This window comes from Streptomyces sp. NPDC057694 (assembly GCF_042799415.1).
In the GTDB taxonomy this organism is placed as follows: domain Bacteria; phylum Actinomycetota; class Actinomycetes; order Streptomycetales; family Streptomycetaceae; genus Streptomyces.
On the sequence record NZ_JBHVIX010000011.1, the window covers coordinates 230,765 to 243,291 of the forward strand.

Consider the following 12,527-nt stretch of genomic DNA (forward strand, 5'->3'; position numbering starts at 1 on the left):
CTCGATCAAGCCTTGCGGTACGTGTACGCCTCCGAGGCGGCGGCCACCACCGCGTCCAGACCGGCCCCGGCCGAAGCGGAGACGACGGCGGCGACCGCTCCCTCCACGAACGGGGCGTCCACCAGCCGTGTGCCGTCCGGGAGTTCGTCCCCTTCGGCGAGCAGCGACTTCACGGTGAGCACCGCGCTGCCGAGGTCCACCAGGACGGCGACACCCGCGCCCCGGTCCACCTTCGTCGCGGCGGCCGAGATCAGCTCGGAACTGGTGCCGAGCCCGCCGTCCTCCGTGCCGCCCGCAGCGGCCACCGGTGCGAGGGCGCCGCCCCCGGCGAGTCCGGCCGCGAGCCGCGCCACCGACTCGGCGACCTCCCGGCTGTGCGAGACGAGCACGATGCCGACCGCCTTCTCCGGGGCGCTCACGTGGTGCTCCCCTCGGCGGTCTCGGCGAGCGCGCCGATCAGCAGCGCCGACGACGTGGCACCGGGATCCTGATGCCCGATGCTGCGCGGGCCCAGATAGCTGGCCCGCCCCTTGCGGGCCTGCAAGGGTGTCGTCGCCTCGGCCCCGTGCTCGGCCGCCGTCCGGGCCGCGGCGAAGTCCCCGCCGTCCAGGGCGTCCACGGCCGGGATCAGCGCGTCGAGCATGGTCTTGTCGCCCGGCGCGGCTCCGCCGAGCGCCGCCACCGCGTCGACCCCGGCCCGCAGCGCCGCCGCGAACTCGGCCTCGCTCACCTCGGCTCCGTCACCGAGCGCCTTGCCGGTGCGGCGCAGCAGCGTCCCGTACAGCGGCCCTGACGCACCGCCCACCTTCGAGATCAGCTGCTTTCCCGCGAGGGTGAGGACGCCCCCGGGGGTGTCGGGCGATTCCTGCTCCAGGATCTGCGCGACGGAGGCGAAACCGCGCTGCAGATTGCTGCCGTGGTCGGCGTCACCGATCGCCGAGTCGAGTTCGGTGAGCCGGGCCGCTTCGTGGTCCACGGCCACCGCGATCGCGGCCATCCAGCGCCGGAAGAAGTCGGCGTCGAGCACGTGATCTCCTTGCCTGATAGGTACGTTGACGAACTCAGGTCCCGCGGTCACCTGCCCCAGCGCAGCCCCGCCGTGCTGACCGGCGCGTCCCACAGCCGCAGCAGCTCCTCGTCCACCTCGCAGAGGGTGACGGAGGCACCGGCCATGTCGAGCGAGGTGACGTAGTTGCCGACGAGGGTGCGGGCGACCGGCACCCCGCGCTCACCGAGCACCCGCTGCACCTCGGCGTTGAACCCGTACAGCTCGAGCAGCGGGGTGGCCCCCAGGCCGTTGACGAGCGCCAGGACCGGGCTGCTCGGGTTCAGGTCCTCCAGCACGGCGTTCACGGCGAAGTCCGCGATCTCCCCGGAGGTCATCATGGGGCGCCGCTCGCGTCCCGGCTCGCCGTGGATGCCGATCCCCAACTCCAGCTCACCGGAGGGAAGGTCGAAGGTGGGCGCGCCCTTCGCGGGCGTACTGCACGCGCTCAGCGCCACCCCGAAACTCCGCGAACGCTCGTTGACCTGTCGCGCCACGGCCTCCACCCGTTCCAGCGGCTGCCCCTCCTCGGCGGCGGCCCCGGCGATCTTCTCCACGAACAGGGTGGCCCCGGTGCCGCGCCGTCCGGCGGTGTACAGGCTGTCGGTCACGGCGACGTCGTCGTTCACAAGGACCTTGGCGATCTGGATGCCCTCGTCCTCGGCGAGTTCCGCGGCCATGTCGAAGTTGAGCACGTCACCGGTGTAGTTCTTCACGATGAACAGCACGCCCGCGCCGCTGTCCACGGCGGCCGCCGCCCGCACCATCTGATCCGGCACCGGTGAGGTGAACACCTCTCCCGGACAGGCGGCCGCCAGCATCCCGGGCCCGACGAACCCACCATGCAGCGGCTCGTGCCCCGACCCCCCGCCCGACACCAACGCCACCTGCCCGGCAACCGGCGCGTCCCGACGCAGGATCACCCGGTTCTCGACGTCGACGACCAGCTCGGGGTGCGCCGCGGCCATCCCGCGCAGGGCGTCCGCGACGACGGTCTCGGCCACATTGATCAACATTCTCATCGGTACCTCCGAGTGACGTGGGCAGTTGGTGCTCTGACCTGCGTCTTGCCTGGTCGGACTGGTTGGGACTGGTTTGGGACTGGTTTGGGACTGGTTTCGGATCGTCGCGGTCGTTGGCGGTCTGTGGCGGAATTGGGCGGTACTGATGCTGACCCAATGCTGACTTTGGTGACGGGCCGTCGGGTGGTGCGATCGGTCGTGTACGGTCCCACGTCAGTATCGATGGGTGGCCGGTGTCAAGCACCTCCTGCGACGTAGACGGACGTCATGGCTGGGTGGCCAGCATCTGGCCGACCCGAACCGACGTCTGCCGCAGCCAGATGTGCGCGGCGTCGTGGCTGTGGACGGGGTGCCACCACAGTGCTTCGCGCAACGGGACGGCCTCGTACGGAGGAGGGAGGACGCGGACGGCCGCGGAGCGCGCGAACCGCTGGGCCAGCCGCTCCTGCGCGAGCGCGACCCGGCGCGTCCCGGCGACCATGAGGGGCAGCAGCTGGAAGCTGTCGACGGAGACTTCGACGTGCGGCTCGATGCCGAGCATGCCGAGTTGCCGTACCGCCGGCGCGTCGTAGGTGCGCTGGTAGGTGACCCAGGGCAGGCGGGCGAGGTCGTCCCGGGTGAGGCGGTCGTGGATTTCCGGGTGATCGTCCGCCACCAGGTAGACCCAGCGGTCGTCGTACAGGTCGGTGGCGGGGAAGTCGCTGATCACGCCGTGCGGCATCAGGAGGCCGTCGATCCCGCTGAGCACCGTGGCCGTGTCCTCGACCGCCGCGGGCTGCGTCTGGACGAAACGGAGCCGGATGCCCGGGGCCTCCTCGTGCACGATGCGCGCCAGTTCCGTGCCGAACACGGCGACCGCGTAGTCGGATGCCATGAGGGTGAACTCGCGGGTCTCGGTGGCGGGGTCGAAGTCGGCCTGGCTGCTGAAGAGGCGTTCGAGCAGGTCGCACGTCGTGGCGGTACGGTCCAGCAGGACCTGTCCCAGCGCGGTCAGCTCGTACTGGCCGGCGGATCGGGACAGCAGATCGTCGTCGAAATGGCGGCGGAGCCGGGCCAGTGCCGCGCTCATCGCCGGCTGGCTGAGGCCGACGCGCTGCCCGGCGCGGGTGACGTTGCGCTCCTCCAGCAGTGCGCGCAGGGCGACGACGAGGTTGAGGTCGAGGCGGGCCAGATTCACGCGCGCTTCCCTTGCTGTGAGCTTCTGAGCTGTGACTATCTGGCCGACCGATGGCCAGTATCCACAGAATCAATTTCCCTGATCAGGTGTGGCGGGTCCAGATTAGTCACACCGCAATCAGGAGGACATGTTCGTGAAACCTGAAGCCGCTTCCGCGTCGTTCGCGGGACCGTTCGCGCTCGGCACTCTCTCCGCCTCGGGAGGGGCGCCTTTCCCCGCCCTGGTCAGGGCCGACGAGCAGGTCGTCGATCTGCAACAGGCGCTCGGCGTAAGCGGCCTGACGATGCGTGATCTGCTTGAGCGCTGGGCGGACGTGCTTCCGCGGCTCCGCGAACTTGCCGCCGATCCAGGACTCGCACCCCAGCCGTTGTCCTCGTTCAGCGTGCACGCGCCGGTCGAGCCGCGGCAGGTGTTCCACTCGGGGGCAAACTACCGCCGGCATGTGATCGATCTGCATGTCGCCCATCGTGCTCCGGGGGACGACCGCCCCGAGGAGGAGCGTCGCGCCGAGGCCGCGGACCTCATGGACCGGCGGGCGGCCGAGGACCTCCCCTACGTGTTCATCGGCCTGCCGAGTGCGATCACGGGACCGTACGACGATGTAGTCCTGCCTGCCTGGGCGGAGCAGCCCGACTGGGAGCTGGAGCTGGCCGCCGTCATCGGGCGGCCCGCGCACCGGATCTCCGTCGACGACGCGCTGGAGCATGTCGCCGGATACACGATCGCCAACGACCTCACCGACCGTGCCACGGTCTTCCGCCGGGACATGCCGCAGATCGGCACGGACTGGCTGCGCAGCAAGAACGCCCCCGGCTTCACGCCGCTGGGCCCCTGGATCGTGCCCGCCGAGTCGATCGCGAACCCCGACGACCTGCGGCTCACGCTGAAGCTGAACGGCGACACCATGCAGGACGAGTCCACCAAGGACATGATCTTCAACGTGGCACGCATGGTCTCCTACGCCTCCCAGTCCGCCCAACTCCTGCCCGGTGATCTGATGTTGACCGGCAGCCCGGCCGGCAACGGCATGCACTGGGGGCGGCTGCTGCGCGACGGCGACGTGATGGAGGGGGCCATCACCGGGCTCGGCGCGCAGCGCACCCGCTGTGTGACGGAGGCGGTGTCGTGACCCTGGACCGTCATGATCCCGAAGGGGCGATCGCCGAGGCCGCGAGGGCGTACTCCAACTGGGGGCGCTGGGGCGAGGACGACCGGCTCGGCACCCTGAACCTCCTCGACGAGGCCAAGCGCCGCGAGGGCGCGGCCCTGGTGCGACGCGGTGTCAGCTTCTCGCTCTCGCAGCGCTTCGACATGGACGGCCCGCAGAAGGGCTGGCGCCGCCGCACGAACCCGGTGCACACCATGCTGGACACCGGCACCGACGCGGCGCTCGGCAACCAGGGCTTCCCGCACGGCCTCGGCGGCGCCGACGACGTCATCGCCATGCCGTTGCAGTGCTCCACCCAGTGGGACGGCCTCGGCCACATCTTCGACCACGGCAAGGCATGGAACGGCCGGGACGCCTCCGCCACCGTCACCTCCGACGGTGACCTCGTCACCGGCATCGAGCACATGGCACCCCATGTGGCGGGCCGCGGCGTCCTGTTGGACGTCGGCCGGGTCATCGGCGAGGACGGCGAACTCCCGGACTCCTTCGCCGTCACCGAGGAGCATCTGACTGCCACTGCCGAGGCCCACGGCGTGTGCGTCGGCAGTGGCGACATCGTCGTCGTACGCACGGGACAGCTCACCCGGGTCCGGCGCCAGGGCTGGGGCGACTACGCGGGCGGCCCCGCACCAGGGCTGTCGTTCACCACGGCCGGCTGGCTGCACCGCACCGAGATCGCCGCGATCGCCACCGACACCTGGGGCTTCGAGGTCCGCCCCAACGAGTTCGAGCACGCCTTCCAGCCGCTGCACCAGGTCGTCATCCCCAACATGGGCCTGCTCATCGGCGAGATGTGGGATCCGGACGCGCTCGCCGACGACTGTGCGCGCGACGGCGTGTACGAGTTCTGGCTCACCGCCGCCCCGCTGCCCATCACCGGAGCCGTCGGCTCACCCGTGAATCCGATCGCGGTCAAGTAGGCAGTAAAAACTGCCGGTTCAAGCAGGCAGGTCAAGCAACCTGCCAGTGGAACAAAGGAGTTCCTCATGAACGATCCCCGCACAGTCCTGGTGGTCGGCGGCGGAGCCAGCGGCAACGCCGTCACGATCCTGCTGCGCCGGGCTGGTATCACCGTCGACCTCGTCGAGACCAGGGACGACTGGAACGCCACCGCCGGCTCGGGCATCACCCTTCAGGGCAACGCACTGCGGGTCCTGCGCGAGCTGGGCGTGTGGGACCAGGTGCAGGAGTCCGGTTACGGCTTCGGCTCGGTCGGCATCACCGCCCCCGACGGCACCGTGCTCCACGTACAGGACGACATCCGCACCGGCGGCGACGGCCTGCCCGCCACCGTCGGCATGCAGCGCCCCCGCCTCCAGCAGATCCTCATCGACGCCGTCCGCGCGAGCGGCGCCACCGTCCGCCTGGGCATCCGTCCGGAGGCCTTCCACCAGGACGGCGACGGTGTGACGGTGCGCTTCAGCGACGGCACCGAAGGCCGGTACGACCTGGTCGTCGGCGCCGACGGCATGGGCTCCGCCACCCGGGCCGCGATCGGCATCACCGACAAGCCCGAGCCCACCGGCATGGCCATCTGGCGCATCGCGGCCCCGCGCCCGGCCGGGGTGACCCGCACGGATCTCGCCTACGGCGGCCCGGCCTACATCGCGGGTTACTGCCCCACCAGCGAGACCACCCTGTACGCCTACGTGGTGGAGGCCAACCGTGACCGGGCCGCGATACCGCCCGCCGCGTACGCCGACGAGATGCGCGCCCTGGCCGCCGGATACGGCGGCTTCTGGCCAGAGATCACGGAGCACATCACCGACTCGGCGAAGGTCAACTACACCTGGTTCGACCGCCTGTTGGTGGAGGGCTCCTGGCACCGCGGCCGCGTGGTCCTCATCGGTGACGCCGCGCACTGCTGCCCGCCCACCCTGGCCCAGGGTGCCGCCCAGTCCCTCGAAGACGCCCTGGTCCTGGCCGAACTGCTGACCGGAGCGGACACCTGGGACGACGCGCTGCTCCAGGCGTACTACGAGCGGCGCATCACCCGCGTACGCCCGGTGGTGGAGGCCTCCGTGCAGATCGGCCAGTGGCAGCTCGACGGCGTTCGTGACGCCGACGTCCCCGGGCTGATGGGCCGCACCATGACCATGCTCCAGGAGAGCCCGTGACCACCCCCACCGTCGACGTCCACGCGCACATCCTCATCCCCGAGATAGAAGCACTCGTCGCCGGGCGGCCCGGTCTCGACGAGGCGAAGGCGCTGGACATCCGCCGCAACGGCCCGGCCGCGCTCGCCGTCAACGGGCCCATGATCGGTGAGCGCATTGCCGGACTCACCGACCCGGCCGTGCGCCTGGCCGCGATGGACGCGCAAGGCGTGGACATCCAGCTGGTCAGTCCGTCTCCCTCGCACTACCACTACTGGGCCGATGAAGAGACGGCCGAGAAGGTGTACCGCCTGGCCCACGAGGCGACCGCCGCGCACTGCGCCGTGGCGCCGGACCGGCTTCTCGGCCTCGGCCTGGCGCCCCTGCAACATCCGGAGATGGCGACCCGAGCTCTCGAACGCGCCGTGGAGAGCGGCCTGTTGGGTGTGGAGATCTCCAGTCATGCGCCCGCACGCGAGTTGTCGGACCCGGCCTACGAGCCGTTCTGGGCGCGGGCCGAGAAGACCGGGGCCGTCCTCTTCCTGCACCCCTTCGGCTGCACCCTCGACGAACGCCTCGACCAGTGGTACCTGTCCAACTCGGTCGGCCAGCCCACCGAGAACGCCGTGGCACTTTCCCATCTGATCTTCTCCGGCGTCCTGGACCGCCATCCCGGCCTGAAGCTGATCGCCGCGCACGGCGGCGGCTATCTCCCCACGCACATCGGCCGCGCCGACCACGCCTGGACAGCACGGTCCGACGCCGGCGCCGGCTGCGCCCACCTGCCCAGCAGCTACCTCAAGCGTTTGTACTTCGACTCCCTGGTCCACGATCCGCACGTGCTGCGGGAGTTGGTCCGCGTCGTCGGAGCCGACCGGGTCCTGCTCGGCTCCGACTATCCCTTCGACATGGGCGCGGACGACCCGCTCGGCGCGCTGCGTGCCGCGCAACTGCCCGAGGCAGCCGTGCACGCCGTCCGCGGCGGCAACGCCTCCACGCTGCTCAACCCCACCCGAGGAGGAACCCCATGAGCCCACGCCTGCTCACCCACCTGCGCCACGTCGACCTGGCCGTGCCCGACTACGACAAGCAGCTCGACTTCTATGCCGGAGTCTGGGGCCTGACCAAGGTCACCGAGGACTCCGGTATCTCCTTCCTGGCCGCCGAGGGTTCGCCCGAGCAGTACGTCGTACGGCTGCGCAAGGCCGAGGAGAAGCGCCTCGACCTCGTCTCCTACGGCGCGGCGTCACGAGCGGACGTCGACACGCTCGCGGACCAACTGCTGTGCGGGGGAGTGCAGTTGATCTCACAGCCGGGCAAGGTCGACACGCCCGGCGGCGGTTACGGCTTCCGCTTCTTCGACGTCGACGGACGCACCATCGAGGTCTCCACCGACGTCGAGGTACGGCAGCACCGCAAGATAGAGGAGAAAGAGGCCATCCCGGTCAAGCTCTCGCACGTCGTCCTCAACTCGCCCGATCTGAACCGCACTCGGGACTGGTACGAACGCCACCTCGGCTTCGCCCTCTCCGACACGCTGGGCTCCCCGCACATGGGTGAGGTCATGCACTTCATGCGGATCAGCAATCAGCACCACTCCATGGCCATCGCGCAGGGCCCGCACACGTCCCTGCACCACGTGTCCTTCGAGATGCGCGGCCTCGACGAGTACATGCGCGGCTCGGGCCGCGTGATGCGGGCCGGGTTCAAGAAGGTCTGGGGCCCGGGACGTCATCTGGCCGGCGACAACACCTTCACGTACTTCCTCGACCCCCACGGCAACACCGTCGAGTACACGACGGAACTCGAGCTCCTCGACGAGGACACCTGGCACCCGCACGTCTACGACTTCTCCCAGCCCGAGGTCACCGACCAGTGGGGCACGGCGAACGCCATGAACGAGCTCGTCGCCAAGGAGTCGTTCAACGACCCCGACCGTGGCGTGTTCGTCGCCCCGCCTGTCTGACATCCCGCACTCCGGGGGCGCGGCGGTCCTGTCCATGCCCTGACGCACCTACCGCGCCCCCGGCCGTTCGCCCGCCTGGAGAAGAACCGCATGCGTTTCGCCTCGTACGTCTTTCAGCAACAGTCCCGCGTGGCTGTGGTCGGGCAGGACGGCACCCTGTACCCGGTCCCTGGGGCACGCTCACTCACCGAACTGGTCGCCTCCGCGGACGGTCCGGCGGCGCTGCTCGACGCCGGCGCCGCCGCTCTCGACGCACCGCCCGGCCCGCACGTCAGCGAGGTGCGCCTGCTGCCGCCGCTCCGACCCGCCTCCATCCGGGACTTCGTCACCTTCGAGGAGCACGTCGAGGGAGTGCGCCGGTCCGTCGACGGGGCGAGCGGCGTGCCCGAGCAGTGGTACGCGGCACCCACCTTCTACTTCACCAACCCCCATGCCGTGTACGGACCGCACGACGACATCCCGATGCCACCGGGCTCCGCCGTCCTCGACTACGAGCTCGAAGTCGCCACCGTCATCGGCCGTGAGGGACGTGACCTCACCCCCGAACAGGCCCGCGACCACATCCTCGGCTACACCGTCTTCAACGACTGGTCGGCCCGCGACCTGCAGTCCGCCGAGATGAAGGTCGGCCTGGGCCCCTGCAAGGGCAAGGACACCGCCACCACACTCGGCCCGTACCTGGTCACCGCCGACGAGCTGGAGCCGTACCGCGACCCGGACGGCTTTCTGCGCCTCGCCCTGACCGCCGAGGTCAACGGACAGACGGTCGGCAAGGACCTGCTGTCCAACATGAGCTGGACCTTCGAGGAGATGGCCGCCTACGCCTCCCGCGGCACCCGCGTCGTTCCCGGCGACGTCCTCGGCTCCGGTACCTGCGGCAACGGCGGCTGTCTCGCCGAACTGTGGGGGCTGCGCGGTGAACAGACCCCGCCGTCGCTGAAGCCCGGAGACACCGTCACCCTCACCGTCGAGGGCATCGGCACTCTCACCAACACCGTCGTGCCCGGCCCCGACGCAGTCGACGTTCCCGAGGGACGCCGACGCAGCAGGGAGCGACCGTGATTGAATGCCGGCATCACCTGGTGCGCCCGCTTCGGAGACGCGCGTCCGGACGACTTCCACCGCGTCCACGCGGTGAACGTCACGGGCCCTCACCTCGGCATGCAGCACCTGGCCCCGCTGATGCCGCCGGGCGTGCCGCTGATCTACCTGTAGATGCCGACGACGGTGCACCATGGGGTCGATGCGAGACGAGCGCGACCGTCGGTGCAGTGACACCGAGGCGCTCGGCCGAGAAAGGAGCGTCGTGGACACCGGCGTCGCGGCGACGATCGACGGCCTGCTTCCCGAGCGGCTGGCGAACCTGCGGAGGGCCAGCGGCCTGCCGGTGGTCTTCGGCGGAAGTATCCGGCACTCCGTACAGGGGCGGCGGCTGGACATCAGTCGGCTGTTGGGCACGCTCGGGACCGGGCTCCGTGGATTGACCGTGCCGTCGGGCCGCGGTCTTGGTGGTGAGGTGCTGCGGCACGGCGCCGCTCGGCGGGTCAACGGTTACGCCGACGCAGACGGCATCACGCACGAGTACGACGACATCGTCGTCCGCGAAGAGCGGATCACGTCTGTGTTCGCCGTCCCGGTCACGGTGCACGGAACCGTGCACGCGGTGTTCTACGGGGCCGTGCGGGACGGCGCGCCCATCGGGGACCGGGCGATGGGCGCGGCGGCCGTCGTGGCCGAGCGGTTCCAGCAGGATCTGGAACTGCTGCTGCCCACTCGGCGGGACGACCGCCCCACGCTGTCGGCGCTCGACGAGCTCGCGGACATCATCGAGCACACCGAGGACTCCGGCCTGCGCTCCCGCCTGCTGCGGATCCACCGCGAACTCGGCGGCGGGTTCTCGGGGGCGGGCGACGCCCGGGAGGTCTCCGTGGCCGTCCGCCTCACCTCCCGCGAGGTCGACGTGCTGCGCCACGCGGCCGTGGGCGCGAGCAATGTGGAGATCGCCGCCGAACTCGGGCTGAGTGTCCAGACCGTCAAGGCGTATCTCAGGAGCGCCATGCGGAAGCTGGGGGTGCGCAACCGTACGGCTGCGGTCCATGCGGCCCGTCTCTCCGGCAACCTCTGAGCCGTCGTGCCGCGCACGAATACCCACTTTTGGGGGTGGCGGCGCCGATCTTCATTGCCGATGCTGACCCTGACGACGAGGACGTCGGCGGAGGTCAGCAGCCCGCGTGGTGCCACCCGAGCAGGCGGTCCGTACGCGGGCCGCACGGCCCGCCTGAGAAGGAGGCGCGATGAACGCGACCGAGGCCTACCGCGCGAGCCGCGACCAGTTGCTGGCGCTGCACGGCCGGTACGACCAGGCGGTGTCCGAGTTCCGCTGGCCGGAACTGGGCGAGCGGTTCAACTGGTCGGTCGACTGGTTCGACGCCATCGCCCGCGACAACGACCGTCCGGCGCTGGTGATCGTGGAGGAGGACGGCGCTTCCGTCGAGCGCACGTTCGCCCAGATGTCCCGTGCCTCCGACCGGCTCGCCGCGTGGCTGGCGGATCGAGGCGTGCGCAAGGGCGACCCGGTCGTCCTCATGCTCGGCAACCAGGTCGAGCTGTGGGAGTCGATGCTCGCGGTGATGAAACTGGGCGCGGTACTGCTGCCGACGACGACCGCGGTCAACGCCTCCGACCTCGCCGACCGCATCAGCCGCGGCAACGCCCGCCACGTGATCTGCAACGCCGCCGACACCGGCCGCTTCGACGGCGTGCCCGGGGACTACGCCCGCATCAGCGTCGGGGCCGCAGAGGGATGGGCGGACCTGCGGGACGCGGCCGGCCTGGACTGGAAGCCGGTCGACCACCCCGGCACGGCGCCCGAGGACCCGCTGCTCCTCTACTTCACCTCCGGGACGACGTCCCGCCCCAAGCTGGTGGAGCACACCCAGGTCTCCTACCCCGTCGGTCACCTGCCGACGATGTACTTCCTCGGGGTGCGCCCCGGCGACGTCCACCTGAACATCTCGTCGCCGGGCTGGGCCAAGCACGCCTGGTCGTGCTTCTTCTCGCCCTGGATCGCCGAAGCGACCATCTTCATCTACAACTACGGCCGCTTCGACGCCGCTGCCCTCCTGGCCCAGTTGCGCGACCGTCAGGTGAACACCTTCTGCGCGCCGCCCACCGTGTGGCGCATGCTGATCAACGCCGACCTCGGTGAACGCCCCAGCGGCCTTCGGGAGGCCATCGGCGCGGGCGAACCGCTCAACCCCGAGGTCATCGAGCGGGTCCGCAAGGCGTGGGGGCTGACCATCCGGGACGGGTTCGGCCAGACCGAGACCACCGCACAGGTCGCCAACGTCCCCGGCGTGCCGGTGAAGGACGGCTCCATGGGCCGACCGCTGCCCGGTGTGCCCGTGGTCCTCGTCGACCAGGCGACCGGAAGGCCGGTGCAGGGGCCGGGCGAGGGCGAGATCTGTCTGGACCTCGCGCGTCGGCCGCTGTCGCTGATGAAGGGCTACCGGGGCGATCCGGCCCGTACCGCCGAGGCGATGGCCGACGGTTTCTACCACACCGGGGACGTGGCCAGAGTCGACGAGGACGGCTACATCTTCTACACCGGCCGCGACGACGACGTCTTCAAGGCCAGTGACTACAAGATCAGCCCCTTCGAGCTGGAGTCGGTGCTCATCGAGCACCCGGCAGTCGCCGAGGCCGCGGTCGTCCCCGCTCCCGACCCCGTACGCCTCGCCGTGCCCAAGGCCTACATCGCGCTCGCCCCCGGGCACGAGCCGACGAGGGAGACGGCGCTGTCCATCCTCCGGCACGCCCGCGAGCACCTGAACCCGTACCAGCGGGTCCGGCGCATCGAGTTCTACGAGTTGCCGAAGACCATTTCCGGGAAGATCCGACGGGTGGAACTGCGCGGCAGGGAGACCGAGTTGACGGCGGAGCAAGGATCCGCTCCGGCGGGGGAGTGGCGCGACGACCAGTTCCCGGAACTCAAGGCCTGAGCCCGGTTCGCACGACACGCGGACGAGTGATGCCGCCATCGGCAGGCGCCGG

At 70.4% G+C, this 12,527-nt stretch carries 12 protein-coding genes and 1 pseudogene; 9 read left to right on the forward strand and 4 right to left on the reverse strand.

What is annotated here, in order from left to right; all coding sequences use genetic code 11:
• Nucleotides 1–5 precede the first annotated feature (5 nt).
• The 4 genes from ACFVDP_RS24250 to ACFVDP_RS24265 all read right to left on the reverse strand — a co-directional run bounded on the left by ACFVDP_RS24250 (nucleotide 6) and on the right by ACFVDP_RS24265 (nucleotide 3,244).
• Entirely contained in the window at nucleotides 6–419 is a 414-nt protein-coding gene (locus tag ACFVDP_RS24250; protein ID WP_383493139.1) for a PTS-dependent dihydroxyacetone kinase phosphotransferase subunit DhaM, read from the reverse strand.
• Nucleotides 416–1,027, reverse strand: coding sequence for a dihydroxyacetone kinase subunit DhaL (gene dhaL / locus ACFVDP_RS24255; protein WP_383493142.1), 612 nt, complete (start codon nucleotides 1,025–1,027; stop codon nucleotides 416–418). The genes ACFVDP_RS24250 and dhaL overlap by 4 nt, the downstream gene beginning before the upstream one ends.
• 47 nt (nucleotides 1,028–1,074) lie before the next feature.
• A complete protein-coding gene (dhaK, locus tag ACFVDP_RS24260; RefSeq protein WP_383493145.1) occupies nucleotides 1,075–2,067 on the reverse strand; it encodes a dihydroxyacetone kinase subunit DhaK in 993 nt (330 codons plus the stop codon).
• A gap of 265 nt (nucleotides 2,068–2,332) precedes the next feature.
• Nucleotides 2,333–3,244 carry a LysR family transcriptional regulator gene (locus tag ACFVDP_RS24265; protein WP_383493148.1) on the reverse strand — a complete coding sequence of 304 codons (912 nt, stop codon included), beginning with the start codon at nucleotides 3,242–3,244 and terminating at the stop codon, nucleotides 2,333–2,335.
• A 127-nt stretch (nucleotides 3,245–3,371) separates the two neighbouring features.
• Between ACFVDP_RS24265 and ACFVDP_RS24270 the strand changes: the two genes are divergently transcribed.
• The 9 genes and pseudogenes from ACFVDP_RS24270 (at nucleotide 3,372) to ACFVDP_RS24310 (ending at nucleotide 12,475) form a co-directional block, all read left to right on the forward strand.
• Entirely contained in the window at nucleotides 3,372–4,373 is a 1,002-nt protein-coding gene (locus ACFVDP_RS24270; RefSeq protein WP_383493151.1) for a fumarylacetoacetate hydrolase family protein, read from the forward strand.
• Nucleotides 4,370–5,332: a cyclase family protein gene (locus ACFVDP_RS24275; protein ID WP_383493154.1), complete on the forward strand. Its 963-nt coding sequence runs from the start codon at nucleotides 4,370–4,372 to the stop codon at nucleotides 5,330–5,332. The genes ACFVDP_RS24270 and ACFVDP_RS24275 overlap by 4 nt, the downstream gene beginning before the upstream one ends.
• A 66-nt stretch (nucleotides 5,333–5,398) precedes the next feature.
• Complete coding sequence (locus ACFVDP_RS24280) at nucleotides 5,399–6,529, forward strand: FAD-dependent oxidoreductase (RefSeq protein WP_383493157.1); 1,131 nt, start codon at nucleotides 5,399–5,401, stop codon at nucleotides 6,527–6,529.
• Nucleotides 6,526–7,539 (forward strand): amidohydrolase family protein, encoded by a 1,014-nt coding sequence (locus tag ACFVDP_RS24285; RefSeq protein WP_383493160.1) that lies wholly within the window; start codon nucleotides 6,526–6,528, stop codon nucleotides 7,537–7,539. The genes ACFVDP_RS24280 and ACFVDP_RS24285 overlap by 4 nt, the downstream gene beginning before the upstream one ends.
• On the forward strand, nucleotides 7,536–8,474 hold the full coding sequence (locus ACFVDP_RS24290; RefSeq protein WP_383493165.1) for a VOC family protein: 939 nt from the start codon (nucleotides 7,536–7,538) through the stop codon (nucleotides 8,472–8,474). Before ACFVDP_RS24285 ends, ACFVDP_RS24290 begins: the two co-directional genes overlap by 4 nt.
• Nucleotides 8,475–8,564: 90 nt before the next feature.
• A complete protein-coding gene (locus ACFVDP_RS24295) occupies nucleotides 8,565–9,536 on the forward strand; it encodes a fumarylacetoacetate hydrolase family protein (protein WP_383493168.1) in 972 nt (323 codons plus the stop codon).
• A gap of 3 nt (nucleotides 9,537–9,539) precedes the next feature.
• Nucleotides 9,540–9,680 (forward strand): annotated as a pseudogene (locus ACFVDP_RS24300) (3-oxoacyl-ACP reductase); the annotation flags it as partial.
• Nucleotides 9,681–9,717: 37 nt separating this feature from the next.
• The gene (locus ACFVDP_RS24305; protein ID WP_383493170.1) at nucleotides 9,718–10,599 is read left to right on the forward strand and encodes a LuxR C-terminal-related transcriptional regulator; all 882 of its coding nucleotides are present in this window, start codon (nucleotides 9,718–9,720) and stop codon (nucleotides 10,597–10,599) included.
• Between the two features lie 169 nt (nucleotides 10,600–10,768).
• Complete coding sequence (locus tag ACFVDP_RS24310; RefSeq protein ID WP_383493172.1) at nucleotides 10,769–12,475, forward strand: AMP-binding protein; 1,707 nt, start codon at nucleotides 10,769–10,771, stop codon at nucleotides 12,473–12,475.
• The last annotated feature ends 52 nt before the right edge of the window (nucleotides 12,476–12,527 follow it).

Excerpts from the sequence above, each read along its gene's own strand:
- ACFVDP_RS24295 (WP_383493168.1), top strand. The coding sequence starts at position 8,565 with ATGCGTTTCGCCTCGTACGTCTTTCAGCAACAGTCCCGCGTGGCTGTG.
- ACFVDP_RS24310 (WP_383493172.1), top strand. The coding sequence starts at position 10,769 with ATGAACGCGACCGAGGCCTACCGCGCGAGCCGCGACCAGTTGCTGGCG.
- ACFVDP_RS24290 (WP_383493165.1), top strand. The coding sequence starts at position 7,536 with ATGAGCCCACGCCTGCTCACCCACCTGCGCCACGTCGACCTGGCCGTG.
- ACFVDP_RS24305 (WP_383493170.1), top strand. The coding sequence starts at position 9,718 with ATGCGAGACGAGCGCGACCGTCGGTGCAGTGACACCGAGGCGCTCGGC.
- ACFVDP_RS24270 (WP_383493151.1), top strand. The coding sequence starts at position 3,372 with ATGTTCGTGAAACCTGAAGCCGCTTCCGCGTCGTTCGCGGGACCGTTC.
- ACFVDP_RS24280 (WP_383493157.1), top strand. The coding sequence starts at position 5,399 with ATGAACGATCCCCGCACAGTCCTGGTGGTCGGCGGCGGAGCCAGCGGC.
- dhaK (WP_383493145.1), bottom strand. The coding sequence starts at position 2,067 with ATGAGAATGTTGATCAATGTGGCCGAGACCGTCGTCGCGGACGCCCTG.